This is a genomic window from Mycobacterium sp. (genome assembly GCF_029961025.1).
GTDB lineage: Bacteria > Actinomycetota > Actinomycetes > Mycobacteriales > Mycobacteriaceae > Mycobacterium.
In genome coordinates this window covers 1-24,664 of record NZ_JASBVP010000018.1, presented here as the reverse complement: position 1 = coordinate 24,664, position 24,664 = coordinate 1, and the positions used below count along the sequence as shown (strand labels likewise).

Annotated in this window: 33 protein-coding genes; all 33 read right to left on the bottom strand. The window is 67.2% G+C overall.

All coding sequences use genetic code 11. From position 1 onward, the window contains the following. Positions 1–14: 14 nt before the first annotated feature. Positions 15–422 carry a DUF1870 family protein gene (locus QJR12_RS16940; RefSeq protein WP_300584569.1) on the bottom strand — a complete coding sequence of 136 codons (408 nt, stop codon included), beginning with the start codon at positions 420–422 and terminating at the stop codon, positions 15–17. 67 nt (positions 423–489) lie between these two features. Then, positions 490–786, bottom strand: coding sequence for a hypothetical protein (locus QJR12_RS16935; RefSeq protein WP_300584567.1), 297 nt, complete (start codon positions 784–786; stop codon positions 490–492). Between the two features lie 169 nt (positions 787–955). Beyond that, positions 956–1,186 carry a hypothetical protein gene (locus QJR12_RS16930; protein ID WP_300584565.1) on the bottom strand — a complete coding sequence of 77 codons (231 nt, stop codon included), beginning with the start codon at positions 1,184–1,186 and terminating at the stop codon, positions 956–958. A gap of 18 nt (positions 1,187–1,204) precedes the next feature. Continuing rightward, the gene (locus QJR12_RS16925; RefSeq protein ID WP_300584563.1) at positions 1,205–2,002 is read right to left on the bottom strand and encodes a hypothetical protein; all 798 of its coding nucleotides are present in this window, start codon (positions 2,000–2,002) and stop codon (positions 1,205–1,207) included. Positions 2,003–2,004: 2 nt separating this feature from the next. Then, positions 2,005–2,700, bottom strand: coding sequence for a C1 family peptidase (locus QJR12_RS16920; protein WP_300584561.1), 696 nt, complete (start codon positions 2,698–2,700; stop codon positions 2,005–2,007). 14 nt (positions 2,701–2,714) lie between these two features. Beyond that, complete coding sequence (locus QJR12_RS16915; RefSeq protein ID WP_300584559.1) at positions 2,715–2,945, bottom strand: hypothetical protein; 231 nt, start codon at positions 2,943–2,945, stop codon at positions 2,715–2,717. 10 nt (positions 2,946–2,955) lie between these two features. After that, positions 2,956–3,525 (bottom strand): hypothetical protein, encoded by a 570-nt coding sequence (locus QJR12_RS16910; RefSeq protein ID WP_300584557.1) that lies wholly within the window; start codon positions 3,523–3,525, stop codon positions 2,956–2,958. Beyond that, positions 3,522–3,794 carry a hypothetical protein gene (locus tag QJR12_RS16905; RefSeq protein ID WP_300584555.1) on the bottom strand — a complete coding sequence of 91 codons (273 nt, stop codon included), beginning with the start codon at positions 3,792–3,794 and terminating at the stop codon, positions 3,522–3,524. The genes QJR12_RS16910 and QJR12_RS16905 overlap by 4 nt, the downstream gene beginning before the upstream one ends. 14 nt (positions 3,795–3,808) lie before the next feature. Further along, entirely contained in the window at positions 3,809–6,301 is a 2,493-nt protein-coding gene (locus QJR12_RS16900) for a LamG-like jellyroll fold domain-containing protein (RefSeq protein ID WP_300584554.1), read from the bottom strand. 17 nt (positions 6,302–6,318) lie between these two features. Then, complete coding sequence (locus QJR12_RS16895) at positions 6,319–8,301, bottom strand: hypothetical protein (protein WP_300584552.1); 1,983 nt, start codon at positions 8,299–8,301, stop codon at positions 6,319–6,321. Between the two features lie 19 nt (positions 8,302–8,320). Next, entirely contained in the window at positions 8,321–8,800 is a 480-nt protein-coding gene (locus QJR12_RS16890; RefSeq protein ID WP_300584550.1) for a hypothetical protein, read from the bottom strand. Then, the gene (locus QJR12_RS16885; RefSeq protein WP_300584548.1) at positions 8,790–8,993 is read right to left on the bottom strand and encodes a hypothetical protein; all 204 of its coding nucleotides are present in this window, start codon (positions 8,991–8,993) and stop codon (positions 8,790–8,792) included. Before QJR12_RS16885 ends, QJR12_RS16890 begins: the two co-directional genes overlap by 11 nt. 35 nt (positions 8,994–9,028) lie before the next feature. Further along, on the bottom strand, positions 9,029–9,412 hold the full coding sequence (locus QJR12_RS16880; protein ID WP_300584546.1) for a hypothetical protein: 384 nt from the start codon (positions 9,410–9,412) through the stop codon (positions 9,029–9,031). A 26-nt stretch (positions 9,413–9,438) separates the two neighbouring features. Continuing rightward, positions 9,439–10,440, bottom strand: coding sequence for a phage tail tube protein (locus QJR12_RS16875; protein WP_300584544.1), 1,002 nt, complete (start codon positions 10,438–10,440; stop codon positions 9,439–9,441). A 3-nt stretch (positions 10,441–10,443) separates the two neighbouring features. Beyond that, the gene (locus QJR12_RS16870; protein WP_300584543.1) at positions 10,444–10,788 is read right to left on the bottom strand and encodes a hypothetical protein; all 345 of its coding nucleotides are present in this window, start codon (positions 10,786–10,788) and stop codon (positions 10,444–10,446) included. Continuing rightward, entirely contained in the window at positions 10,788–11,312 is a 525-nt protein-coding gene (locus QJR12_RS16865) for a hypothetical protein (protein ID WP_300584541.1), read from the bottom strand. Before QJR12_RS16865 ends, QJR12_RS16870 begins: the two co-directional genes overlap by 1 nt. Then, positions 11,309–12,187 (bottom strand): hypothetical protein, encoded by an 879-nt coding sequence (locus tag QJR12_RS16860; RefSeq protein WP_300584539.1) that lies wholly within the window; start codon positions 12,185–12,187, stop codon positions 11,309–11,311. The genes QJR12_RS16865 and QJR12_RS16860 overlap by 4 nt, the downstream gene beginning before the upstream one ends. A gap of 10 nt (positions 12,188–12,197) precedes the next feature. Further along, entirely contained in the window at positions 12,198–12,470 is a 273-nt protein-coding gene (locus QJR12_RS16855; protein ID WP_300584538.1) for a hypothetical protein, read from the bottom strand. Positions 12,471–12,544: 74 nt separating this feature from the next. Beyond that, on the bottom strand, positions 12,545–14,236 hold the full coding sequence (locus QJR12_RS16850; RefSeq protein WP_300584536.1) for a hypothetical protein: 1,692 nt from the start codon (positions 14,234–14,236) through the stop codon (positions 12,545–12,547). 60 nt (positions 14,237–14,296) lie between these two features. Further along, positions 14,297–16,327, bottom strand: coding sequence for a hypothetical protein (locus QJR12_RS16845; protein WP_300584534.1), 2,031 nt, complete (start codon positions 16,325–16,327; stop codon positions 14,297–14,299). A gap of 1 nt (position 16,328) precedes the next feature. Beyond that, complete coding sequence (locus tag QJR12_RS16840) at positions 16,329–17,045, bottom strand: minor capsid protein (RefSeq protein ID WP_300584532.1); 717 nt, start codon at positions 17,043–17,045, stop codon at positions 16,329–16,331. Next, a complete protein-coding gene (locus QJR12_RS16835) occupies positions 17,008–18,966 on the bottom strand; it encodes a phage portal protein (protein ID WP_300584530.1) in 1,959 nt (652 codons plus the stop codon). Before QJR12_RS16835 ends, QJR12_RS16840 begins: the two co-directional genes overlap by 38 nt. Then, positions 18,963–20,288, bottom strand: a complete 1,326-nt coding sequence (locus QJR12_RS16830) for a terminase family protein (protein WP_300584528.1) — start codon at positions 20,286–20,288, stop codon at positions 18,963–18,965. Before QJR12_RS16830 ends, QJR12_RS16835 begins: the two co-directional genes overlap by 4 nt. A 15-nt stretch (positions 20,289–20,303) precedes the next feature. Next, on the bottom strand, positions 20,304–20,912 hold the full coding sequence (locus QJR12_RS16825; RefSeq protein ID WP_300584526.1) for a hypothetical protein: 609 nt from the start codon (positions 20,910–20,912) through the stop codon (positions 20,304–20,306). Positions 20,913–21,114: 202 nt separating this feature from the next. Beyond that, a complete protein-coding gene (locus QJR12_RS16820; protein WP_300584524.1) occupies positions 21,115–21,339 on the bottom strand; it encodes a hypothetical protein in 225 nt (74 codons plus the stop codon). Next, the gene (locus tag QJR12_RS16815) at positions 21,336–22,199 is read right to left on the bottom strand and encodes a hypothetical protein (protein WP_300584522.1); all 864 of its coding nucleotides are present in this window, start codon (positions 22,197–22,199) and stop codon (positions 21,336–21,338) included. Before QJR12_RS16815 ends, QJR12_RS16820 begins: the two co-directional genes overlap by 4 nt. Further along, positions 22,196–22,372 carry a hypothetical protein gene (locus tag QJR12_RS16810; protein ID WP_300584520.1) on the bottom strand — a complete coding sequence of 59 codons (177 nt, stop codon included), beginning with the start codon at positions 22,370–22,372 and terminating at the stop codon, positions 22,196–22,198. Before QJR12_RS16810 ends, QJR12_RS16815 begins: the two co-directional genes overlap by 4 nt. An 86-nt stretch (positions 22,373–22,458) precedes the next feature. After that, positions 22,459–22,665, bottom strand: a complete 207-nt coding sequence (locus QJR12_RS16805) for a hypothetical protein (RefSeq protein WP_300584518.1) — start codon at positions 22,663–22,665, stop codon at positions 22,459–22,461. Beyond that, complete coding sequence (locus QJR12_RS16800) at positions 22,662–23,030, bottom strand: hypothetical protein (protein ID WP_300584516.1); 369 nt, start codon at positions 23,028–23,030, stop codon at positions 22,662–22,664. The genes QJR12_RS16805 and QJR12_RS16800 overlap by 4 nt, the downstream gene beginning before the upstream one ends. Further along, positions 23,023–23,349, bottom strand: coding sequence for a hypothetical protein (locus QJR12_RS16795; RefSeq protein WP_300584514.1), 327 nt, complete (start codon positions 23,347–23,349; stop codon positions 23,023–23,025). The genes QJR12_RS16800 and QJR12_RS16795 overlap by 8 nt, the downstream gene beginning before the upstream one ends. After that, entirely contained in the window at positions 23,349–23,537 is a 189-nt protein-coding gene (locus QJR12_RS16790; protein WP_300584512.1) for a hypothetical protein, read from the bottom strand. The genes QJR12_RS16795 and QJR12_RS16790 overlap by 1 nt, the downstream gene beginning before the upstream one ends. A gap of 460 nt (positions 23,538–23,997) precedes the next feature. Continuing rightward, the gene (locus tag QJR12_RS16785; protein WP_300584510.1) at positions 23,998–24,459 is read right to left on the bottom strand and encodes a hypothetical protein; all 462 of its coding nucleotides are present in this window, start codon (positions 24,457–24,459) and stop codon (positions 23,998–24,000) included. Then, on the bottom strand, positions 24,456–24,664 hold a 209-nt coding region (locus tag QJR12_RS16780), incomplete at its 5' end, for a hypothetical protein (protein ID WP_300584508.1). The genes QJR12_RS16780 and QJR12_RS16785, both read right to left, overlap by 4 nt.

The window sequence follows — 24,664 nt, the reverse complement described above, 5'->3', positions numbered from 1 at the left end:
CGCGTGCTGTGCGGTTATTCCGCGGAGCGCCATTCCTTCGGTGGGTAGGTGATAACCAGCCCAGGGACCTCGTGCGCGATGCGAGCAACCACCGCGCGATGCCAGGACGCAGGGTAGGTGACCTCGGGGTGCGCGGAACGAAACTGCTCGTCAGTGGCGTAGGTGATCACCGCAGGCTCCGGCACATCCATCAGTCGCCTGACACCATCCTCCACGGCGCGAGCAGCGTCATCCTCCATCTGCTCGATCGCGAGCCGTACCCCGTCCGGAATCGGATATTTTCCGGCCTCCCAGTGTCGGATGGTGCGGTCAGAGACGCCAAGGGCGGAGGCGAGCCAAGGACCGGACAAGCCCAGGTATTCGCGGATCACGCGGAATTCCGCGGGCGTCATGCGCTCGTCGTCAGGTATCTCGTCAGGCATAGTGTCCTCTCTAGAGCAAAAGGCCCCCGGTCGCACCGGGGGCCAATGTGCGAATGCGTCCGCAGGGTCACGCCGTCTTGTCGTACTTCTCGGCGAGCCTGCCGAGATCAATGGACTCGATCACCTCGGGGATTTGCTCGATCGCGTCGTAATCGCGAGGGTACGGGCCATAGAAAATGTTGCCACAAAGCGCCACACCCTCGGGCAGCGCGTCATTGATCGCCTCGCGGTAGGCGGCCACGAGGCCGTCAAAGTCGTAGCAGCCGACGAATTCATTGAGAAATTCGGCAACGCTGTCCTCCAGACGGTCGCAGCCGAGCCCTGCGAAATTGGACCAGGTCCCGTATTCAGTGGTGACGGTCATGTCCGATTCCTCTCGGTAGTGGTCTGGGGCTGCTCCCCTCGACCTGACACCTACAACATACCTACCTAACATAGGAAGCGCAAGGGCGGGATAAAATCCGCCCGAGCCGCACATGACGAAAGCCCCCTCTCGGCCCTGGTGGCCGGGAGGGGGCTACGCGTTTTCCGGACTACTTGGTCAGGTGCTTGACCGCGGAGCGCTTGGCGACCGCGGATACGCCGGCCGTGTGGCCGACGGCGACGATCACGCCGAGGATGGCGGTCAGCAGCGCCTGCAGCGCACCGGACAGGTCGGTGTCGAGGATGCCGACCGTGCCGAGCACGGCGACCACGGTGGACAGCGCCGAGATGGCGCCGGCCGGGGTGCGAAACGCGGATAGAAACTCCTTGATCTTGTCCACTAGGGATTATCCTTTCAGTCAGCCGACGTAGGCAGTGAAATCGTGGTCGGCGGTGTAGCGAAGAACCACGCCAACGGTTCCCGCGGGCAGCGGCACAGGGCCGGGCCGGTCAGGATCGAATGTGCCGCCATTCGGCCACGGCGACGGGGCGTAGGCCGCCCCAGGGCCGCTCGGCGTCGCCTTGACGCACACGAGCTGGTGGACGTCGACGTGGTGGCCGAACGCGGCGTAGACGTACAGGTAGAGCGGCCGCCCGGCAGCCGGTACGACGACGTGAGCGTTGTCGCCTGCGGGGACGAGCATTCCATCCTCCCTAGCAGTCGCGGACAGATCAGGGTTGGGTGCTGGCGCTGGGTCTACGCCAGGCCAGTAGTCGGCCACAATGGACAGATCCCAGTGGCCGCCGCTGGCGGGTGGGTTGGCGTACTGTTTCGCGACGCAGCCGTCGGGCAGCTCGGCCACGCCGTCGTAGTGCGCCACCCAGTAGTGCGGTTCGGCCACGCCAGCCGCACGGAAAGCCGCCTTAACTTGCGGCAAAGCGGACTGGTTACAGTAGACAGTCGGGTCCGCTCCGGCCGCTCGCCGCATCGTCACCCATCCCGGGGCTTGCGCGGGGGTGGCGTCTCCGGGCTCGACGTCGAGCACGTGCCCATCGTTGACATCGGCCCGAGTCGCAATCCCGACCTTGACGGCGCCCGGGAACCTCGCCCAGTCCGCATCCGACCATCGGTACGTGCCGTTGACGTACCCGGCGACCATGGCCGCAGAAGCGGGGATGTCCGCGGCCGTGATCGAGTCGTACATGGTCCGCGGCATGGTCAGATCACCGGCTGCACCACGTCGCCACCCTCGGCGAGCAGCCACTCCAGATCCGACCACGACAGCCACGCGTGCCCCTGGTCGCCCCACGACGGGCCCCAGGAGTTGCGGATCAGGACACGCTGCTCCTCGACATCATCGGCGACCACGCAGACCTGGTGTCCGCCGCCGAGCCCGCTGTCAGGGTCGACGTGGATCGTGTGCGCGGAGTCTGGCTCGAACATGCTGTTGAACCAGGACACGCCGATCGAGATCGGGCCGTCGTTGAGCAGCGCGAGCGCGGTGTGCAGCGAGGTTGTGTGCTGGTAGCTCCTGATCTTGCCCTGCTTTTTCAGAGCTTCCATGGACCACGGGCCGGTCGAGCCGGTGTCCTCGGGAGGGTACGAGCCGGGAATCTGCGAGTTGTCGATCTTGGTCTCCAGCTCATACAGGGCGACCGCGTCCGCCTCGGTGTAGGACACTCCGGGCCGGCCGAACGGGGCAGTCACCAAACAGCCGAGCGCGGCGTTCGCCGTGCAGCTGCCGAGCTGGCCCTGATCGAAGACGGGCACGAACTCCTCGTGCCGGACGGTCTGAATGCGCACCGCCCGCCGCGGCTCGGCGCGCAGCGCCGGATCGAAAGCGTCAGGCACCTGGTGCCGACCCAACCGGTACGGGTTGCCGGGGCGCTCGGACAAATAGCGGAATCTGCGCATGGCGTGGTGCCTCCTTAATGCACGACGTCGGGGAGGATGGCGGCGACGAGGGCAGCGAGAACGCCGAGCCAGACGGCGACCCGCTCCCAATTACGTTGGATGTGACGCTCAAGAGCGTCGATGCGTACGCCGTACTGGGCGAGTGTGGTGGCGTGGCCGTCGAGCTTTTCGTCGATCCGGTCAACCTTCTGTTCGATACGAATACAGGTGCGGGAAAGTTCGTCGATGCGGTCCTGCTCGCTCATGTGTGGCCGCCTACGAGCTCGGGGTCAGGAAAAGGGCGCCGAGGAAGCTGCCGCCGACACCGGTGTCCAGCTGAAAGTTAAAGCTGGCCTGTGTCCCGAGGTAGAGGGTCGAGCCGCTGGCGAGATTGGCAATGGTGGTCGCGACGATCGTGGTACCAATAGAGAGGGGTACCGGGACCATAGTTTGACCGGTGATGCTGTTGTTGAAGTCGCGCCCGTTCATCAGAATGTAGCCGTCGACCGCTTTGGTGGACGGGTCGAATCCCGTGACGGGAAACCTCAGCTGGGAAAATACGTAGTAGATTCCGGGCGTGTTAATCACAATCTCGTCGGGGCGGCTGGCGACCCACATGTTGTCAGTGTTGACGACGGACTCCTGAAAGTTGACGGTGCTGAACACGCCTGCCTGAAGCCCTTGAGCGGTTGTCTGCCTCGCGATGACGCATGGCCGCTGAGTCCTGAATCCGCCCTGGTTTTCGTTGAAGAGGTTCATGATGTTCGCGCTCAGCGCGTTGAGTTCGGCGGCGTGCACGAGCTGGCCGTCAACGAACGTCGGAATAGGCGGAGTAGGCGCGGTCATTGTGCAACCACCCACATTGTCCCGGGCACGTATTTCTCCTGGAACTGTGCGTCATCCAGATTGAGCCCACTGCTGGTGAACCACGAATTACTAATCGGGTGCTGAACACCACCGGGACCGCGCAGCATAAATTCCCCCGAATCGTCTTGTACTATTCTCCAGCTGTTTTGATTCTGCTCAAGAAATTGGTTCACTTCGTCGGTATTTGTCCCGTCCCACCAAATGGCCTGCACGACGGTAGGACGAAGCAAATAGTTCTGAGCAGGCATCACAATTCCTTGATCTAGTAGACACAGACTGTGGTTTCACCGAGCACGCCGTAGGTGGAATCGCCGAGGATCCACGCGGTATCGACGAACACGGGCGACAGCTGCAGGTCAACGGTCCACTTCAGAGACTTGGAGTCGATCGAGTGCTTGATCTGCTCGATGTAGTAGTCCTGCGAGATCGTGGCACCGCCCGGTGCGCGCCGGTTGACGGTGACGCGCTGGGAGATCTCGGCGCCGAGCGCGGCCGGCCACAGCGCGGGATTCGCGCTCGGGTCGATGGTGATTTTGTTGACGCGGACGCGGGCCTGCCCGTACCGCTCGGCGTAGGCCTGCGCGTACTGCTCGGCGTACCAGTCAGTCGCGGCGTGCAGTGTGGTCGACAGGATGCGCTGCCCGTAGGCTTGCTGCGCGTCCTGGTTGACCACATCGTAGGTGGTGCCGTTCGGGATGCTGGCCTGCACTTCGCTGTAGACGTAGGTCGGGTCGTAGTCGAACGCCAGATCCACGTAGGGGAGCTCGCCGAGGTCCTCGCGCTCGCCGAACACCCATCGCGCGGTTTGCTGGCGGTATCGGGTGTCGCGGCCCTCGACCGTGACCGCGCCGCCGGCGGTGACGTACGTGAGTCCCGAGTCGGTGTCCGAGATCTCCTGCAGCACGTCGAGCATGGTGCGGCCGTCGTAGTCGTAGTCCGGCGACATCGGCGTGACGGTGCCGTCGGTGACCGCGTATGGGCCCTGCCAGTACTGGTCGAGCAGCCGCGTCGCGCGAGCCCCGGTGGTCTCGCCGAGGTAGCCGATGCCGCGCTGGTAGTGGGCAGCGATCTGCTCGTCAGAGAGGACGTAGGGGTACAGGGCCCAGCGCGCCATGGACACCTTCGTCACGGGGTCGCCGAAGTAGGTCTGGGCCTCCATGTAGACGTTGTCGATGGCGAGACCACCGGATGCGGCGAAGCCGAACTCGGCGATCCCATCGGGGTACCCGTCGATGACGGCTTGCATGGTGTTGTTGCCGAGCAGCCGCAGCACGATGTGGTGCCACTGATCGTCGGCGACGCCATTCCACCCATTGCCGCCTAGTATCCAGAGCGGCGTCGAGCCCGCCGCATCGATGTAGTGCCAGCACAGGCGTCCGCCGCTCGTGTAGATCATCAGGCCCCACAGCGGTCCGGTCACCTCGCCCACTGTGGACTCGCCGATCTGCATGGCCGCGGCGCCACCGTAGACCACACCCGAGGTGAATCTGATCCACATTTCGAGGGTCGCGGCTTGCGGGTTGAGCGCGATCGATCCCTGCCGGGTGCCCAGATAGGTCAGCATCCCGCCATCAAATAGCGTGACTGGGCTGGTGTTCTGCTGCACTACGCTGACCGCGCGCGAACCGTCCACAAAGGAGTCGCCCCCGAAGTTGACCTGGCCCTGCGCGCTTCCCCCGCTGGCTTCGGTCGCAGACCCGAGCTGCGTGTAGCCGATATACGGCGTGCCTCCCTGGGGTAGTACCACGGTCTGTGGAAACGACTGGTCATCGTAGGGGATGTAGGCTGCGGGATGGTCGGCGAGCACGGTGGAGGCGTAGGACTGGCGGATCACCGTTCGGGACAGCACGGAGAGCGCATCTACGCACTGCAGCGGCCGGACACCCCAGAAGCCCAGGTCTTGCCACTGCTGGGGGTAGCGCTCGACATAGCCGGTGTAGATCGGGTAGTACACCGGGCCGTCGGTGGTGAATTCGGTTGCGGTGTCGCCGAGTTCGAGCTGGCAGGCGTCGAGGTAGACCGTGGTCGCGGTGGTTGAGCACGTCAGGGTGACCGCACACACGGCGCCCGTGGGCGCGCCGGTCATGGTTAGCCGTTCCCACGCGCCCGTCGTCGAGCTGGTCGCCGACGCGATCGTAGGCCCAATGGCGTTGGGAAACTCGATGAACTCGGCGGTGACGGTGGCGCCGGCCGGCACGAACACGTACATCGACAGCGTGTAGGTCTGGCCGGGCACTGTGGACAGACCCCACGCCAACGTGTCGGTCGAGGTGTTGAATGTGACCGCCAGCGACTGGGCGCCGTCGACGTGCTGGGCGGTTGACAGCGCGGTTGTGGGCTCGGTGCCGAGGAACCCGACCCATCCCTTTGACGATTCGAACGAGGGATCGAACGGGGACGTCGAGCCGGGCGGCATGTTTGCGCCGTTCATGAGGTTGCCGGTGGTGCCGGTGGTCGGCGACCACCACGCACCAACTTGGACGGACCGGTACGGCAACAGCCGGTTGCCGCCGGAGTTGTACGGTGACGCGGTGTTCGCCGGGTTGAGGTACTCGCTGGGGTCCTCGACCTTGATATTGCAGGTGCCGGCCTCGGCGTGGTTCAGCTCGTACTGTCGCCCCCGGCTGGTGGTGATCTGGGAGACTGCGGTGGGGCCGGCGTTGAGCGCGACCGCGGAAAAGCCGACCCCATTCGGTGGGCCCTGGGTGAAGTCGGCGTAGACCGCCATCAGCGGCCACGTGGGCAGTGATGCCACAGCACACCCCTCTTTTTTCAGCTGGTCGCGAGTGACAAGCCGTTGGTGGTGTTACGCAGGTTGTTCTGCAGGAACGTGGTCTGGATCAGGTCCTTGAGCTGGTTCTGGTGGATCAGCGATCCGGCCACGTTGAGGTTCACCACCGTGGCGCCGACGCCGGCCGTGCTGCCGAGGCCGGACGCGGCCGAGGAGATCGAGCCGGACACCTGCACCTGGGCTGCGGACACCACGCTGTTCGAGACGGTGGCCGCGGCGCGGGTCGCCGAGGAGAGTCCGTCGATCATGCCCTGGGCGATGCCCTGGGTGATGTACACGCCGACCTCGTCGGCCATCACGCGGCTCGGCGAGAAGATGGACAGCACGGACTTGAATGCGCCCACGATGGACGATCCGATGCTGCGGATCTTGCTCATGATCCAACCCACGGCGCTCTGAATGCCGTTCCAGAGTCCGTGGATGATGTCGGCACCGGCGCCGACTAGCCATCCGCCGACGTTGCCGAGCGCACTCAGGACGCGGCCGCCGAGGCTACCGAAGAAGGCTACGACATTGCCGAGCGCGCCGGAGACGGCGTCCTTGATGCCGTTGAGAATGCCGCCGAGGAAATCCTTGATGCCCTGCCACACGCGGGACCAGTCGCCGGAGATGATGCCGGTGACGATCTCGATCACGCCCTTGATCGCCTGCATCGCGTCAGAGACGACCATAGCGGCGGTTTGAAAAACGGTCGTGATGATGGGCAACAGCGTCTGGATGATCGGGATCAGCACCTGGCCAAGCACGGTCACCAGGTCCGTGAGTGGCGGGATGATCGCCATCACGGCCGGCAAGATAGCCATGAACGCGGCGATCAGCGCCGGCCACAGCGGTGACAGCGCGGTCAGCACCTGCAGCATGACCTGCAGCACGGCGGTCACCAACTGACCCAGGGGCGGCAGCAGCGGAATCACGGCCTGCATGAGCTGCAAGAGAGCCTGTGCCAGCATCTGGCTGAATACTGCGGCAATCTGCGTGATGATGGGCAGCAGTTGCTGCAGGATCGGCGTCAACGCCGTGATGAACTGGGTGGCAACCTGGCTCACAGCCGTGATCAGCGGAGTGAACGCGGACGCGAGCGGGCCGATTGCTGATGCGACCGTGCCCAGCATGGGGCCGAGGGCCTGAATCACAGGGACCAGGGCCGAACCCAGGGTCGAGACCAGGTCCGCGATCACAGGCAGCAGCTCGGACGCGATCGGGCCGCCGGCCTGCGCGAGCGCGGCGAACACCTGCCCGAGGACGGGTAGCACCTGGGCGAGCGCGTCGCCGAGCGCGGAAAACACCTGCCCTGCCGCGCTGGCGGCTGGGGCGAGCGCGGACATGAACCCACTGATTCCGGCTCCGGCGCCGGCCAGCGCGTCGGCGAGCCCGTCGAACACGGGCCCGGCCGCTTGTACCGCGGTCACGATTCCCGGCATGGCCTGGTACGCGAAACCGGTGACGCCCTCGGTCAAGGTGCCGATATAAGGCCCGATCGACGAGAACACCGCGCGGATCTGCGGCAGCAACTGGTTGAACGTCTGGCCAAGTTGTGTGGCCACGTTCTGGAACACCGGGATGAGCGGTGCCGCCGCGGACTGCAAGCTGGTCTTGATGTGGTTGCCCAAGTCCGAAAAGGACTGTGTCAACGCCGAGTTGGACTTGAGCACCGCGGCGGCGATGCCTGCGAACGCCAGCGGCAGCGCGGCCAACGCACCGCCTGCGACGAGCGCTCCCGCGGACGCGGCGGCGCCGAACATGCCGAAGTACTTCAGCAGTGACAGCACGCTCGAACCAGTGCTGGACACGCCGTTGCCGATGCTGCTGAACGCCTTGCTGACCTCGCCGGACATCGAGTCGACGGACTCGCGGATCTTTGCGTTGTTCTTGTCGGCCTCGTCCGCGGCTTGCTGGAATTTGCGGACGAAATCGCTCACGTCGGCGACGAGCCGGGCGATCACCGGGGGCAGGTAGTCGGCCACTGTCCACCCCCTTGCGGTGTCAGGGTTTGAGGGCTTCCCGCCAGGCGCGGGCCATGATCTGGTTCGCCTCGCGCGCGACCTTTTCGCGCGCGGGCTTCATGTACGGGTAGGGCGGCTGCCGGTAGCGGCGGCCGAGGCTGTCGGCACCGTAGAAGCCGAGTTCCAGCCGCCGCGCGTACGGTGTGCCGGGCGCGACCTCGGTGAACCAGGAGTGCGCGCCGATGCGGCCTTCCCGAATGGGCAGAATCGACCGTCGCAAATGGCCGGTGACAACACCCGGGCCGCCTGCCCGGTAGGGCACGGTCATGCCCCTGCGGTTGCGGCGTGGCACGCCTGTCCGGGCCGGGCCGGAGGCTTCCCGCTTGGCGTAGTTGATCAGGCGTAGCGCCATGTCGCGTATCGCCCTACGGGAGGCTTCTTCCTCGTTGGCGGTGATGCCGAGCAGCGCGGCGCGCAGCAGGTCACCGCCGATGAACTCGACGCGGACCTCATCGACCACGGCCACCTCCGGCGGCGCGTTCGGCGTCGCGCTGGGCTTCCTTCTCCAGCTCGGCGCGTACCTCGTTCTCTATCCGGTCGAATTCGAACGCCCACGGCACGAACCCCGCGGGCAGCTCGTCGATGTCGGCGGGGGTGAGGCCGGGGAACATGCGCATGAGCCGGTACAGCTCGTATCCCTCCGGCGGGCTCAAGCGCGGATCAGGGCGACCCAGCTTGAGCGCGCGTTTCAGGCGCCGGAGGGCGGCGTAGGGGATGCCTCATCCGGGCTCGGCCCAAAATCAGGCAGCACCACCTCGCGCAGCGGGCCGATTTCCCGCTCCAGGGCGGCGCCGTCGAGGGCACTGATCTCGTCGAGCGAGGTCGGATCGAGCGACGGGATCTGCAGCACCTGCCCGTCATCGCCGGTCACGGTCCAGTCGGTGATGGCGACGCGAAGGAGCGCGCTGTTCATCCGGTCGAGGAACTCGCCACCGTTGACGGTCGCTCGCCTGGTCGCCGGGTCAACTTCCAGGCCCATCTCTTTGAGCACCTGTTTGCGGTGCTTGTTCTTCAGATCACCGGCTTCGCGCAGGGTGGCGGTGTGGCCGGACGGGAGGGTGACGGTACGCATAGCGGGGCGCTCTCCTGTGTTGACGGTTACGGCGCGGCGGTGTAGCTGTTGGCGGGCAGCGCGTTCTGCAGCACGACCTTGCAGGGGCTGTAGCCGCCGGAGGAGCCGGCGTCGGTGATGTTGCCGACCGCCAGGGCCTCGATCTCATACTCCACATAGGAGTTTCCGAGGCTCTTGGTGACCGACTGGTAGTTGTACTGCGACGCGGTGATCTTGATCTGCGTCGCCGTCGCACCACTACCCGACGACAAGGTCATCACCAGTGGACGGCTGGTGTTGGAGAAATAGTCGTCGAGCGCGTTCTCGTTCGCCGCGACGATCGTCGCCTTGAACGTGACCTCGATCGGCCCGACGTGCACCTGGTAGGGGTTGGGGTCGTTCTGCAGCGTCCAGATCGGATCGGAGTCCTGCCGCTCCAGCGTGACTTCCATCGTCTCCACGGTGGGGTCCGCGGTGCCGTCGATCTGGAAGGCGCACTGCCACGACGGGGCGGGCGGCACCGTGGTGTAGGACGTGGTGGGCGCCGTGCTGGTGGTGGGCGCCGCCCAGCCGAGCCACTTTGACTTGTAGGTGAGCAGCTTCGACGCGTCGTAGGTCAGCACGAACTGCTGCACCCGGCTGGATGCGTACTGCCGGGTCGAGAGCGCGCTGAGCGAGTCGGTGATCGTGTACGAGGGGGGCTGCCCGTTGCCGCCGTTGTAGAGGCTGATCGTGTGCGTGAACGGCGCCGCCGACCCGGTGGTGGTGATGTCGCCGAGCACGCCCGCGAACAGGAACCCGATGGTGTCCGGGTAGGCGTTGCCCTCAATGGACAACTCAGACGACTGTGGTCCATTTTGGACGTTAGTTGTCTGCACCATGCTGCCTCGCCATGACTGGTCGAGCAGCTTTTGAACCACGTTCTTGGGTTCCAGGTTGGTGATCGGGATGAACGCCGTCGGGTCGACAGGTGTCCCGTCGGCCGGTTGTGGCTCGGGCGCGATCCCGAGGACTTCCTGATATGTGGACGCGGTGACGCCGGTCGCCATGGCTCACTCCTCTTGCTGCTCGACCGGCAGCGCGGCGGCGCCGGTGAAATGGTCGATAATCGCCTTACGGGTCGCTTTGGCCACCACATCCTCGGGCAGCCCCTGGGCGATCGCGTACGCCTTCCAGGCCTCGGCGGACGCTGCCAGGTTCGGGCGGCGCGTCTCGGCCGGGGCCGGCTCGGTGGCCGCCGTGGCGGTCGCGGGCGCATCCGGCGTCTGGTGCTGCTGCCACCGCCCATCACCGGGCGGCCGGCCGTCGAGGTAGACGACGTCGCCCGGTTTGACGCGCAGACCCCAATCGGGGTAGTCGCGTTCGCCGGGGCCGACATACTGGTATGCCGTCGCCATCAGGAACTCCATTCGTATGAGTCAACGTTGAAAAGCACCTCGGTGAGCGCGCCGAACGTGTCGCCTCCGCCTTGGCGTTCGGGCCGGCCCCGGTTGATGTCGAGCTGCTCGGTGGCGGCGGCGATGATGTTCGAGGTCTCGGGGTCAGTGCCGAGCGCGGGATCGGACCGCAGGCGCTGTTTCACGCCATCGATGACCTGGTCCAGTTTGTCCTGGGCTGTCTCCGCGTCACCGGACGTGTCGAAGAAGAACAGACCCAGGGTGGCGTCGTAGCGGCAGATACGCCGACCACCTTTGCCGTCCATGGCGATCGGCTGCAGGTCGCTCTCCCGGTCGATCCACAGCACAGCGAAACACGTGGCGGTCTCGCCGGGCTGGATCAGCGTGTCCCACGGGATCGTGCCCATATCGAACGGGGGCGCCTTGTACACATGCGACAGGTACGGGATCGACCCGTCCGCGAGGAAGCTGCTGACCGCGGCCCGGACTTCCTGCACGCTGCCGCCGCGGGCTGGGGCGGTCATGGCGTGATCCGCTCGTACCGCAGCGCCAGCTGGCGCGCCTGCTCCAGCTCAGGGCCGAGCTGTGTTTCGGTGGTCTGGTCCACGGTCGCCGACGTGCCGGACATGACGAACCCGCCGGCCTTGCGCATCTTGATGTAGTGCGATGTCGCGAGCACGCACGCCTCTTTGATGTCCTCGGGAACCTCGGTGAACCCGGCCCCGGCCGGCATGTCCTCGGCGAGCGCCGCGGCGAGCGGCACCGTGGCCGAGCCCAGCGTGTAACTGGCGGCGACCTGGACGCTGGTCTGGTTTGCCCCGTCGATCAGCTGGATGAACGCGCCCGGCCCGATGCCGGTCGGGTCCTCGACGATCACTGACGTGTCTCCCGCCGTGGCGCCAGCCGCGAGCCGGGTCGTGACCCATCCCGCGGTGTAGGTCCACGACGCGTACACCGTGCCGCCGGAGGGCTCGGCGATGAAGTTGAGACCACCGACCCACGACAGCCCGCCCGCGCTTGATCGGGCGACGAGGATGCGGTTCTCCTCGATGAAGTACTGCGACGGCGGGATCGGGGTCTCCATCGCGGCGAGGCTGGTGGGGCTGAACCCCCACGCGAACGCGTCCACGCTCTTGACGCGGTCCTGGTGGGCGTGAAGGACGAAGTTGCCCTGCCCGTCGATGCGGACCCGTTCGCGCTGGGTTGCCTGTGTCGCCGCGAGCGTCTGGCGCGCGGTGTTGTCCAGGTAGCGGCTGGCGCGCTTGATGAGCCCCGCCAACTCGTTGTCCTGGTCCTCCTGCGTGCCGCCCGGGACGAGGGTGTTCGTGGCGAGCGCGGTCGGCGCGGCCCGGTACTCCTCGATGGTGAGGTAGGACCCGGGGATGAAGGGCGAGACCACAGTCGCCCCCTTATGCCTGCTCGGGTTCGCAGTGGCCGCCGCACCGTCCACACCGGACGAAGTAGCCGAGGAACCCGCACGAGGTGCAGCGCTTCCCTCGACCGCCGAGCCCGCCACCGGCCGAGGCGAGGGTGGCGCCCATCTCGCGCAGGGCCCGCTCGTCGTGGGCCGATGCGGGTGTGACCGTGCCGTCCCGGCCGGGCCGGTAGCGGCGTGTGCCGTAGGGAGTGCGGATGTCGACCTCGCGCACAGCGTCATCGGGCAGCAGCAGACGCGACGGCATAGCGGTCTCCTTTGGACGGTGGTGTGTGGCCGGGCCGCCCCAGCGCCCCTCCCCGCGGGCGGCCCGGCCACGTCTTACTTCGCGGCGATACCGGTGATGGCGCCCTGCCACGCCGGGGCGTGACAGAAGAACGTGCCATACCAGTAGCTCGAAGTGTCGTAGGTGAACTGCAGCACGGGCCAGTTGATGCCCATGTAGTCCTGCACGTTCCGGTACTCCCAGCACGACGCGACGTTGCTGTTCGGGAACGGCAAGTTGTCGCTCAGGATCGGCGCGATGCCCTGCGGCATGTACGGGTGCACCATGAGGTCGAGCATTTTCCCGGTGGTCTCATTTTGCACGCCCGTGATGATGTTGCCGAGCTGGTGCCCAGACAGGCCGTCGGTCTCGACGACGAGCCGGTAGCCGGTCGACGATGCCGTCTTGAGCAGGTCCGAGAGCTGTTTGCGGTCGCTGCCGTTGAGCAGCACCCGGTCCGGGTTGGCCAGGTTCTGGGCGTACATCGTGGCGAACGCGTTCTGGAACTCGATGCCGGGGTTGTTTTTGTCGAACGCGCCGTCGATGTTGTGGACGTAGCCGGAGTCGGGCCCGGTCACGATCGGGATGATGCCGTCGTAGCCCACGGTCTGCGCCGTGGTGTTCGTGGCGTAGGCGGAGTTGTTCGCGGCCTGCCCCGAGGTCGGCATGGCGCCCTGGAGGGTGAACGAGCCGGACACCGTGCCGTAGTAGAACGCGTTCGCCGTGGTCGGCGACGCGGCCGTGCTAACGAACACGAGGAAACCGGTCGCTCCCGGGGTGTCGGGGATCGTGACGTCCACGACCTGGCCCGCGGTCACCGCAACACCGGTTCCGGCCTGCACCGGCGGCGCGTAGCCGAAACCAGTGGTCGCCACGAGCCACACGGTGACCGTCGCGTCCGCGGTGATGCCGGTCTCGCCCGTGCCAGCGGCGCGGGGGGTGCCCATGACACCGGTCGGGCTGGTGATGCTGCCAGAGAACCCGTTGGTGTCGAGGCCGCGGCCGTAGACGGTCATGCGTTCCTCGGCCAGCATCGACGCGTACAGCACGCTCGTCTGCGACAGGCTGCGCACGTCCTGGAACCCGACGCCGGCGAACTCGGCCGACCAGGTCACCTCGTCGGACAGTCCAAACTGGAAGTAGGCGACCTGCTTGTCCTGACCGGCGTAGCTGATCTTCGGGCCACGGTTGAAAAACTCGCTGTTCGCCGAGCCGGGGGCCGCGAAGTTTGTCTGCGTCCCGTCGGAGATACCCGGGTGGAGCGGGGTCAGGCCCGCCGTGGTCTGGGCGTTGCTGATGCCGGTGATCTGCTTGTACCGGAAGCTCGTGCCCACGCCTTGGGTGCGGGGGAACATGTTCCGCAACGGCGTTTCGACCGGAACCAGGAACTCGGCCGGGTGCTTGAGGTCAAAGAGGACCAGACCACCGCTGACCGGGCTGGTCAGTGTGATGTCCTTGGTGATGTTTGCCTGCTGCGTGGACAGCGCGGTGGTCAGGGACTGGCGCAGGTCCTCGCCGATCGCCTTGTTGATGGTGTCCTGCCGCAGCAGGGCCTTCATCTGCTCGGCGGCATCGGTGACCTTTTGGACCTGGATCAACCTGCCGGTCGCGGTCCTGTCGCTGTTGACGACCTGCAGGTTGCCGGCCACGGTCTGGCCCGCGCTGTTGACCACACCCCACGGGGCGGCGTCGAGGGCCTTGGTGTAGTCGTCGAAACGCTCGCTCAACGCGACCGGATCATCGGCCACGTCGGAAAACAGCTTTTGGATCTGGGCGCCCTTGCGGGCAAGCTTCGTGTTCAAGAGAGGTCAGCCTCCGTTCACTGCCGCGAGTTCACGCAGCTGCTCCTGCACGGCCTTCAAGCGCTCCCGATAGCCCTGCTGTAGGGGGCCTGACGTGGTGTCGACCATCTTCTGCAGGCGCTCCTCGGTGGCGCGCAGGCTGTCGGCCTGGGCTGCGATCGCGGTTTGTCCACTGGTGCGGGTGCGTGCCGGTCCGCCCGGGATCGGGGTGGCCTTCACCTCTGCCAGCTCAGCCCGCAGAGCGGCCAGCTCTGCCTTGTGGGCCTCGTCGGCCTTCGTGATGGCGTCCTCGATGAGGGCAGCGACATCAGCCTTGGTGAGCGTCTCCGCCTGCTCGGCGGCCCGCTCGGTCTGGGTGGTTTTCTCACCGTCGGCGGCCATGACGATCGGCACCGGGTGGTCGCCGTGGTCGGTCGGGGCCTCGTCGCCGTTCGGGTACGGGTCGGTGGTCTCCCCCTCGTCGGCCTCGTGATCCCACCAGCACATGAGCATCTTGAGGGAGCACAGGAGTTCGGCGATGTCGCACAGCTCATCCTCGCCGTTCTCCAGCTCATCAAGCTCAGCCTTGATCAGGGCGATCAGTCCGGCGCGGACCGCGGCGATGTCGGCCGGGTCGTGCACCATGTCGTCGGGCTCGCCGTCGGCCTTCCAGGCATCACCCGACACGAGGTCCTCGCGACCCAGTTCCTTCGCGCGCCGCTTGATCCACGCCTTCGCCTTCTCGGGGTCTTTGGCGCGGCCGATCGCGCGGATCGCGTTTTTCAGATCAGACACGTTCCGGATCGGGAAAGACCCGTCCGGCATGGCCTTGCCCTGATCGGCGAGCTGCTGGCGCTCCTCGTCGGTGAAATCTTTCTTCTCCACGGTCGTCGCGCCGCGCGCCTTGCCCAGGCCCTTGAGCAGCTCGGCGAACTGGGTAGGTGTGAAGCGCGGCTCGTCATCGTCTTTCTCGACGAGCTGAGGCTCATCGACCAGCTCGAGCGGCCCGTCACCCTCGGCCTTCGCGATCGTCAGCGTGCACCGCGGATTCGCTGGCCGATCCACAACGGACACTTCGTAGATCTGGCCGTCGACGATCCGCCCCCCTGCGGCGGACTTGTCGGTGGTGACCCGCGCGTTGCGAGCGCCGAACGAGAATCCTTTGAGGACGCCGTGTTCGATCTTCGCGATCGTGACGGGGTCGACAATGCGCGCGCGGATGCGGTGCCCGTCCTCGCCCGGCGTGTACTCCACGGCAACCCCAGCGGCCCGTCGGCCGTCATGCTGCTCGCGGATATTCCCGCCGGAGCGAAACCACTCGGGCATGGCCTTGGCCAGCCACGCGGGGTCGGCAATCTGCTGGTCGCGGTCGATCCCGGAGTCGGTGGCGATGCCCTCGACGATGAGGGTGCCGTCATCCTGCCTTTCCTTTTTGAGGATCGGCACCCAGCCGTGCGCGGTGTCCACGCTACTGTCTCCTTCCGCTTTGGCGCTCTGCTTGGCGCGTCGCAGCGCTTCCTGATGCGAGAGCCCGCTGAACCGGTGCGCGGTGTAGGCCATCTGCTGGTTCGTCGACAGCTTCGCGGCCTTGACGTCCTTTTTGTCCTGCGCGGTCAGCGTGTACGTGCGGCCCTTGACGTCGTGGAGTACGCTGCCGCCGCTCGCGCGGGCGCCTTGCTTCGGCTCGTTCTTCGGGCTTGCAGGCTCGGCGTGCCCCGCGCCGGTCGGCTTGCGTCCGTTGCGTGGCTTGGGCAGTCCAGGACCACCGACGTAGCGCCACCCGTGCTCGTAACCCTTCGGACCGACCTTCGCGATCTCCACGCCCTGTTCGTCCACTGTGCCTTCCGCCTTCTTGTGTTCCTGGCCCGGCCACACGCCGAGCGCCCGGTGATGCAGGTTCGCGCAATGCCCCTTCGCCACCTCCGGGCTGAGCCCCTTGCGCTCGTGGAAGGCGACGCAGCGGTCGAAGTCGCCGGGCGTGCCCCACGCGAAATGCGCCTCACCGGCGGCGGTTTCGGTGGCCCAATGGTTCAGGGCTTCCTCGTTGCCTCTGGCCACGTCACGCCTCCTCACCTAGCGGCTCAACGGCGGGCAGCACGGCACACCTACAGCGCGGATGCACCGGCGGCGCCCCGTGCTCGAACTCGGCCGCGATCGGGATCGGGCCTTGCTTCTCGTTGGCTGCACACAGTGGACACACCTTCGGGTCGTCGGTCGCGAGGAACTCCACCTTCTCGACGTCCATGTCCCGATACGCCGAGTAGGCCGCGGCCGTCATGGCGCGCGTGGTCTCGGTGACCGCGATCAGATCAGCGCGGGCCGGCGAGCCGGCGAGATCCTCGATCGCGCGCGAGATCAGCGGCACCGAGGACGTGTCGCGGTCGGCGAGCATGGCCACCACGCGGTCGGCGATCTGGTCTCCCACCGTCTCGGCGATGGACTGCCACGCCACGGCGCCAGCGTCCAGCAGCGCCTGGAGATCCACGACGTTGACGCCGTCGGGGATCGGCTGCACCGGCTCGGCCGGCGGCTGCGCTGGCGGCTGCTGTCCCGGCTCCGGCGGTTCGATCGGCGCGGCCTTGGTGACCACGCCGAGCGCGCGCCGCGCCGCCGCGGTGCCCGCGGCCCACCCGGCCCGGTACAGCTCGTCGAGCGCCGCCGTGTCCGGTTTGGCCATGGCCTCATGCACGATCAGCCGCGCCGCGTGCGACGTGGTCGGGTTCGCTGCGACGAGCCGCTCAGCGAGCGCCGTCGGGTTCGGCACGAGCCCAGTCAAAGCCCGCTCGATACCCGCCCGGTGTGCGTTGACCACCTGGTCGTGATCCAGCAGGGCCTGCTCGACCCGCTGGAGCTTCGCCTCGCCCCCGGGCATCACCCGCCTTGGTCAGCTCGGCCACCTCGGCGTCGGAGTGGTGGTGCCACTGGAACGGCCTCGACCGCTTGCCTTTGCGCACCCATCGCCGGTAGGCGGCCAGCTCGGCCTTCTTCGCCTCATCCTGCCCGTCCTGCTCAGGCTGCTCGGGCTGCTCGGCCGGTTTCGGTTCGGCCGGTGGCTGTCCACCCGGCGGCGGCGCAGCGGGCACGTGCCCGGCCAGCGGCGCCGGCACGGGCGCGGGCGGCGCGGTCGCCTCCTCCCACGCCTGATCCAGCCACATGGGACCGGACGCCGTGAGCATCATCGGCTTATCGGCCCACTCCGCGTCATACCGCGGCAGGCCCATACGGTCACGGTCCTCATTGAACGTCATCCGGCCGCCCTTGACCCGCACATCGGCGATGTCATCCTCGGCCTTCTCGTCCTCGGCCTCGCCACCGAGGAACTGGAAGGTCAGCTCCGGCGGCATCCCAAGGTAGCGGCGCGAGATGTCGTTGATCAGGTCCGTCAACCACTCGTTGAGCGGCTTGATCGCCTTGCGGTACTTGCTGTCGGTCTGCCCCTCGGAGAAGCCCTTGCCGCCGAGCCCAGACCGCGGGCTGAAGCCCAGCTCCATGGGGTCGACGTCGAAGTGCGCGCAGATCAACTTCACCAGGAACTCGTCATACTCCGGTTTGTACCGCTCGCCCGCGTCCTGGGTGTCGATCGGGTTGATGCCGCCGGGCAGCAGCCGCAACCGGTGCCGGTTGTCGGTCGAGCCGGAATAAAAATCGTTCAGGGTGGTTTCCCACGCGCGGATCTGTTCCGGCGTGAGCGATCCCGCGGCGGCATCGGTCTGCAGCCACGTCGTAGGCAGTGTGCCCACGGTGTACTCGGCGCGCATCCACTGCTCGCGGTGCAGCCACAGGTCCGCGGACATCAGCGCCTGCTCCACCGCGCTATACCCGTAGGGGCTGCGGGTACGTGCGTTGCGCACCGCGTAGATCAGCTCCCCCGCCGTACCCTGCCACGTGTCCGAATCGGACTGGAAGGTGTACTCCCCGCGCGGGAACCCGTACAGCCACTGCTGGAACGCCGGCGCGGGCGGCGCGGGCCGGTTGCCGCGAGTGTCCAACAGCGGCTTGATCGTCGAGCCGTCGAGGATCTCCAGCGACGCGAGGTCACCACCGTAGGTCACCCTCGGGTAGATGGCGAGCGCGTCGAGCACAAAATGCTCCTCCAGCGCCATCGTCAACCAGGTCGAGAAGTTCAGCCCGTTGGTTTTGTCCGGCACCTGCCACCACTCGACCAGCCGCGCGATCTGGTCGGAGTACTTGTCGCGCAGGGCGGACTTTTCGCCCGGGGTGTTCGCGCCGGCCGCCTCCAATGCCCGCCGGGACAGGGTGAAATCCCAGTCCTGGGAGACATGCTCGGCCTTGCGGATCTCGATACAGCGACGCACGAGATCGACCCGGTCGGCGGTTTCCAGCAGCAGCGACCACGGCGTGTGCCGCTGCATCTCGCGCGAGAGGTTCCAGCTGACCGGGTAGGCCCAGCGCCGCGGGTCGGGCTGCCCGGTGTCCGGGCGGGCCGGCTGCAGCGGCTCGGGATAGAGCGGCACACCGGGCCCGAACGCGGCGATGAAGTCGCTCATCTCCCGCGGGAGCGGGGTCGACATGCCCGCGTAGCCCTGAATCTGGGTGCGCTGCTGCAACGCCGCGACCGTGGGTGTCAAATCGGTGGTTTGCGCGCCCGCGGGCAGTTGCACACCGCCCGGCAGGGCAGCCTTAGTGACCGGCCGGCGCGGACGCAGAGGGCGACGGATGCCGATACGACGGCTCACAGCGTGCCCCCTCCTTTCGCGCGTGCCAGCTCGGTGAAGAACGCCTCCGCAGCCGACCCTTGCGACAGGCGCAACAGGGCGTAGACCAGGGCGTCCATACGGTCCGGCGACTCCACTTCCTCAGGCGTCCAGGTGCAGAGCTGGTCCTCCAGCACATCGAAGGTGCCGACGTGGTGGACGCGGTGCTGCTCATACAGCGCCGAGACGGGCTCGGCCCGCACGCGCTTGCCCTTCTTCGCGTGCACCTCGCGGATCGGCAGCATCGCCTCGACCTGCCGCAACAGGGTGGCGAGCGCTTCACCACCCTGGTTGGTTTCGATCACGACCTCGTTCGCGTCAAAGTCGTGGTAGGCACCAACGACGCGACCAGCCCAATCCAGCGGGGTCGTGCGCACCGATCGATCAGCGAGCACATAGTAGGCGCCGTCGACACCCTGGCCCGCGACGACGATTCCGGTCTCGTCAGCGTGCTCACCGGACGTGACCGCGGGATCGACCGCCACCACGGTTCGCACCAGCTCCGGGGCGCGGTGCACGCGGTCCGCGTCGATCCAGGCCCGCTGCCACAGCGCGCCGGGCACGTCAGTGAGCAGCTCAGCGTACAGCTCTTGGCGGCCGAGCCGGGTGCCTTCGTAGCGGCGCCGGAGCTCGTCGAGCACCACGTCGGCGAGGTTGGCGGCGTTGTCGTAGGTCGAGCCGCGCGTCAGCCGGACATCGGCCGGGTTCGCGGCCCTGTCGATCAGCTCACGCACCCTGCTGACCGGTAGCGGTGTCGTGGTGGCCACGACGCGCGGATGCTGGCCGAGCCGCAACCCGAACATCAGCTGGTCCCACGTCTCGGGTGCTTTGAGCACCACCTGGGCCAGCTCGTCCACCCACGCGCGGTGATGCTGGGGGCCGCGGAGGCTGCCGGGCCGCTCTGCGCTGTACAGCTTCGCGCGGCTGCCGTTGTCGAGGATCAGCTCGCCGAGCGACCGGTTCCAAGTGAGGCCCTCGCCCGGCTTCAGCCCGTACCGCTCGAGCACTGCGAGCAGCCCGGATTCACCCTCAACGCAGATGTCGCGCCCGTCGCCGAACTTGGGTGCGACGATCGCGCACCGCACGCCCGGGTTGCTGACCATGTAGTCGGCGAGGTCCTCGGCGCCGGTGCGGGTCTTGCCGAAGCCACGGCCGGCAAGGATGAGCCAAACGTTCCAGTCACCCTCGGGGGTGTGCTGTTCGGGTCGGCCATGCTCGCGCCAAAACGCGCGGGCTTTCTCGATGGGGTCGCCTCGCTCCGCGTCCTCTTCCAGCTTGGCCGCGACGAGGGCAAGGAGGTCCATCCCCCTCCCCCTGGTTCAGACCGCCTTGAGATGTCGCGCCGCGGCGAGCTTGGCGGGCCCGCGGTCGGCGGGTGCGATGCCTGCAGCGTCGAGCGCGGCATCGATGGCTTTGAGCACAGCCTCGGCCTGCCGTTCGGCGATGCGCACCTGCCGCTCGGCGAGCCCCGCGGCGACCGCCTTGGCGGCGAAATTCGCGCACCGGTCGCGCTCTTTGGCTTCCAGTTCGGCGAGGCCGCGGATGTACTCGCCGACCTTCACCGGCTGCCCGTCGCGGTCGAGCATGATCGTGTCGGCGATCATGGCTTTCTGGATGTCGCCGCCATGCTCGTCGACGAGGGCCTCAAGCTCGACCGCGTAGCGTTCGGCGCGGGCCGCGGACTGCGAGACGAGCCGGAGCAGGATCTCACCGGGGTCGACCTTCTCGTCGCCGAGTCCCCACGCCATGACCTCGGCGCGCACCGCTGCTCGGGCTTTGACCTGGGGTGCGGCGCCGCCGTGTTTATTGCAGACCGTGGCTCCCCTCACGGCGTCGGCCTTGCAGGGTCGGGTGAGCGGCTTGCCGTCGGCGTCGCGCTGGATGCGCCCGTCCGGGCCTTTGATCGTTACCCGGCCTGTGCACTTCACGTCTGGATCGTAACCGTGTCGGCGTGGTCGAGACTATATGCATAACCCAGTTATCCATATGGTCCCGTGGGCATGGAAAAGCCCCCAGTCGCTGGGGGTCCAACCGGGGGCTCCTGGGCGCGTCCACTGGGGACACTGCACCAACGATGACAAAGTTACCCTTCGCTCCTGGTCACGGCAACGCGGGGTGATCTACGGCGTGTCACGGGCCGGGCGCGTAGGCAGTGCGGGCCATCGAGTTGAACGCCCACACCTGGCCGTACTGGTCTACAAGCTCGATGCCGTACAGCGCATTGGTCAGGATTGGACGGACGTAGAACACGCGGTCCGGATCGGGAGTGAGCACGCTGCATGGCACGCCGTTCGCCGAGCCGAACCAGTGGTAGAGACCAGACCCACAATCGAGACAGCGCGCTGGTTCCATCACGCCACTCTCCCCATCTGTCGCCGCTCGCGCGATGCCTCGGCGTCATCGCGGTGTACGAGCAGTCTGCCGCCCCGCTTCGCCCGCCGCCAGCCGTCCTCGCTCGCCCACCGCCACAGGGTGCCGACCGGCACGCCGTAGTCGTCGGCCAAGGTGGCGTAGTCGGTCCATGGGTCGCCGAGTTCGCGCCAGCGTGACCGCGGCCAGATCGTGCCGCACGAGCGGCAGCGGATCTCCTCGTCGTCGACCCGCACCCGCAGCGGCGCGCCGCATGGCTCCTCGCGCACGGCGCCCTGGTCCTCGACCTCGACGAGCGTGGGGCACGGGCCGATGCGTAGCACGGGCGGCAGGTCGCGGCCGGCCCGCTGCAGTGCAGTGTGGACTGCGCGCATTTCGGCGGCGAACTCGTCGAGCCACGGCTGAGCGAGTACCCAGTCCCACTCGAATTTGATCGTCGCGAGCTCGCGCTCCATAGTGACCCGGCCGGCGGGCACGGTGTCACGCATCCGCTCGGGCGGGGTGTCGATGGAGCGCTCTTCGCGGATCATGCGGGCCCAGCTTTCGACGGTGGCGAGTGCCGCGGGTCCGTGGTCGAGGATGGATCGCACGTCGGTGTGGACGAGAAGGTCGTCGACGGCGGGTGAGCGTGGGCCGGGGACGCGGCGGGGGCCGCTGGTGTTGCCGTGGCCGCTGGGGATGAGCTCGTGGATGTCGGTGACGCGCGCGTATGTGTCGCTGATGTCGTCGAGCAGGCGCCGGAGTTTTTCGGCGCAGGGGTGGCAGCACATGCGGCCGGGTGCGGCGCGGTAGGGGATGCCGTCGCGGTTGGTGCAACCCAAGATGCAGGGTCGGGCGTCGGTCATCGGGTCTCCTTCAGCCCAACCAGTTCACGGAGAATCTGGTTTTCCACCTTGAGCTTGTCGATGTATGACTGGACTCTGTCGATGACGGCGGCCAGATCGTTGATCTGCGCGCCAAGCTGCTTCACTGACAGGCTCACTTGAGCGGTCAGGGTCTCGACGGTCGCTGTGCTCATCATTTCCTCCTGGTGATGGGTTGGGTGCCGGGCCCGGCGGCGAGGCGCGCCAGGCCCGGCGAGAGATGCTGGGTTGCTGAGCTCGGTCACGGCTCCGCGGCTGTCGCGTCGTGGATCAGCGCGCCGAGCGCGGCGAACTGCGCCGTGCGCTGAGGGTCGTGGTGCATCGCGTCGTCGAGCGCGGTTGCCTGCGGTAAGGGACCTTTGGTGGGGATGGCGGGGGCGTGTTGCAGGCAGCGCCCGGTGTCGTACACCGCGTCGTAGGGGCAGCCGTTGATGTCGCATTTGGTCATTGGGTCTCCGTGGGGTTGATTTCGAGCCAGAGTCGGCGTTTGCCGGGTCCATTGTGGATTTCGGGTGACCACCAGGTGACGTGGTTGGGGGTGTCGTCGGGGATGACGCCGGCGCGGACGAGCCCGTCGAGGCAGGGTTTGAGGGTGGCGACGAGGTTGTCTTGGTCGCGGCGTCGGTTGTCGCCGGTGGCGAAGTGCAGGCGCACGTTGATGTGCTGGTGTTGGCCGAGGTGGAGCTGTTTGGCGGTGGCCCAGACCGCGTTGACGACGATGGCGGTGCGGCGGGCTTTTTCGCGCCAGTGGAGCCGCTGGTTGAGGGTGAGGGGGACTTTGCCGCGGATCAGCGGTAGGTCGATCTCAGCCATGCTGGCCGTCCACGAACTGCCGGATGCGCTGGTATTTCTCCTGGGTGGTGTGGCCGTCCCAGGGCTGTGGGTGTTCGGGCATGTGCCACGAGATTTGTCCGGTTGGGAGTTCGATGTAGACGACGACCTGGTATCCGGTGTCTCCGAGCCAGTCGATCCCGATCCCGGCCTCGTGGCCCTCGGCGAGGGCGCGGTGCATGGCCTCGATCACGAGCGGGTAGCGGGCGGGGTAGTCGGTGTCGTGCTGCTCGATCTCGGCGAGCACATCGGCGAGGGTGCGAGCCTCGGCGGTGGCATCGGTGGTCTGGTTGTGGATCACTACTGCTCCTCGGAGTTGGTCTCGTTCAGATAGGGGCAGAAGTTCTCTGGCACCTGCCAATGGATCGTTCGGCCGTCCCACGGCTTGCCCTCGTCCATGTACCGGATAGCGCGCAAGATCTCCATGTCGTCAGCACAGTGGAAGCACATTTCGTCGAGCGGGTGCTGCATGGTCTGGTCGTGGGTCATGGTGTCTCCGATCGGGTTTCGTGCGCGGGTGCTGCCGGGCGACCGGTCGCGGTCTGTATGGGCCTGTGAGCGGTTTTTGGTGCGGGCTGGTGTGATCGTCCGGGGGTGGTGGTGTTCGTGGCTCCTGCGCGGCAGGGGACGGCAGGAATCGGCATCCTCGCGTCACCGCCCTTGACGGGTGGGGTGCGCAGACGGGTCGGGCCCCCAGATCCGTGCTCGGCGTCGCACTGGCGCGAGGTGGGGCTTGCAGACCAGGCAGGGCTGGGGCTGGTCGTCGTCGAGCGTGTGGCCGGGGAGCCAGCCGTCGGCGCAGTGGTGCTCCTCGGGCGGCTCGGGGTCGCCGGTGCGGTCGAGGGTCACGATGCCTCCCGTTCGGGTCGTGGCGGGCTGCTGGTGCGGCGCAGCACGTGCTCGGCCTGCTGTTGGTCGGCGTAGCGGGTTTTGCCGCTGGGGCAGGCGGTCACGGCCGCTCCCGAGGCATCTCGAACACGCGGCCGATCACACCCTCCACGTCGCGTCGCGGTTCGTTGTTGGGCTCGGCCTCGAGTTGCGGCAGCGGCTGACCGTTGGCCCACGCGTTCAGCGCACGCTCGGTCACCTCGGCGATGTGCCGGCGCCGCCACTCCAGCTCGGCCCGCGGGTTGTCGGCGAGCTCCTTGGGCGGCACGAGGTCGCGCTGGAAGACCTGGCGGCGGATCTGGGCGCGGGCCGCCTCGATGGCGTCGGTGATGTGGCCGGGTTTGATGCGGGGCCGGTCACCGCCGCGTTTGTGGTGCTCGAGCACGGCTCGGCGAGCGAGCGGCCACGTCCAGCCGCATTCGGTGGCGATCTGGTGCCACGCGACGATGTCGGTTTCGCCGATGGTGCGCTGGTCAAAGCTGGCGATCAGGGTGAGCAGGTCGATGATTTCGTCAGGGGTCATCTCATGTCTCCGCTCGGTAGTTGGAGGACGGTGGCGCCGTCGATGGCGTGGACGGCGTGGCTGGCGAATCGTGCTTTGAGGGCTTGGGCGGCGGCGACGCGCTGATCGGTGGTGGACGGTCGCGCGGACGGGCCGGCGGCCGCGCGTGTGGTCGCGCCGCGGGCTTCTTTGCGGATGTCGTCGACGAGGCTGGGCAGGAGCCGGG

Excerpts from the sequence above, each read along its gene's own strand:
- QJR12_RS16870 (WP_300584543.1), bottom strand. The coding sequence starts at position 10,788 with ATGGCGACGGCATACCAGTATGTCGGCCCCGGCGAACGCGACTACCCC.
- QJR12_RS16915 (WP_300584559.1), bottom strand. The coding sequence starts at position 2,945 with ATGAGCGAGCAGGACCGCATCGACGAACTTTCCCGCACCTGTATTCGT.
- QJR12_RS16880 (WP_300584546.1), bottom strand. The coding sequence starts at position 9,412 with ATGCGTACCGTCACCCTCCCGTCCGGCCACACCGCCACCCTGCGCGAA.
- QJR12_RS16910 (WP_300584557.1), bottom strand. The coding sequence starts at position 3,525 with ATGACCGCGCCTACTCCGCCTATTCCGACGTTCGTTGACGGCCAGCTC.
- QJR12_RS16830 (WP_300584528.1), bottom strand. The coding sequence starts at position 20,288 with ATGGACCTCCTTGCCCTCGTCGCGGCCAAGCTGGAAGAGGACGCGGAG.
- QJR12_RS16855 (WP_300584538.1), bottom strand. The coding sequence starts at position 12,470 with ATGCCGTCGCGTCTGCTGCTGCCCGATGACGCTGTGCGCGAGGTCGAC.
- QJR12_RS16800 (WP_300584516.1), bottom strand. The coding sequence starts at position 23,030 with ATGGCTGAGATCGACCTACCGCTGATCCGCGGCAAAGTCCCCCTCACC.
- QJR12_RS16875 (WP_300584544.1), bottom strand. The coding sequence starts at position 10,440 with ATGGCGACCGGCGTCACCGCGTCCACATATCAGGAAGTCCTCGGGATC.
- QJR12_RS16925 (WP_300584563.1), bottom strand. The coding sequence starts at position 2,002 with ATGCCGCGGACCATGTACGACTCGATCACGGCCGCGGACATCCCCGCT.
- QJR12_RS16815 (WP_300584522.1), bottom strand. The coding sequence starts at position 22,199 with ATGACCGACGCCCGACCCTGCATCTTGGGTTGCACCAACCGCGACGGC.
- QJR12_RS16865 (WP_300584541.1), bottom strand. The coding sequence starts at position 11,312 with ATGACCGCCCCAGCCCGCGGCGGCAGCGTGCAGGAAGTCCGGGCCGCG.
- QJR12_RS16810 (WP_300584520.1), bottom strand. The coding sequence starts at position 22,372 with ATGAGCACAGCGACCGTCGAGACCCTGACCGCTCAAGTGAGCCTGTCA.
- QJR12_RS16905 (WP_300584555.1), bottom strand. The coding sequence starts at position 3,794 with ATGCCTGCTCAGAACTATTTGCTTCGTCCTACCGTCGTGCAGGCCATT.
- QJR12_RS16920 (WP_300584561.1), bottom strand. The coding sequence starts at position 2,700 with ATGCGCAGATTCCGCTATTTGTCCGAGCGCCCCGGCAACCCGTACCGG.
- QJR12_RS16935 (WP_300584567.1), bottom strand. The coding sequence starts at position 786 with ATGACCGTCACCACTGAATACGGGACCTGGTCCAATTTCGCAGGGCTC.
- QJR12_RS16805 (WP_300584518.1), bottom strand. The coding sequence starts at position 22,665 with ATGACCAAATGCGACATCAACGGCTGCCCCTACGACGCGGTGTACGAC.
- QJR12_RS16790 (WP_300584512.1), bottom strand. The coding sequence starts at position 23,537 with ATGACCCACGACCAGACCATGCAGCACCCGCTCGACGAAATGTGCTTC.
- QJR12_RS16940 (WP_300584569.1), bottom strand. The coding sequence starts at position 422 with ATGCCTGACGAGATACCTGACGACGAGCGCATGACGCCCGCGGAATTC.
- QJR12_RS16785 (WP_300584510.1), bottom strand. The coding sequence starts at position 24,459 with ATGACCCCTGACGAAATCATCGACCTGCTCACCCTGATCGCCAGCTTT.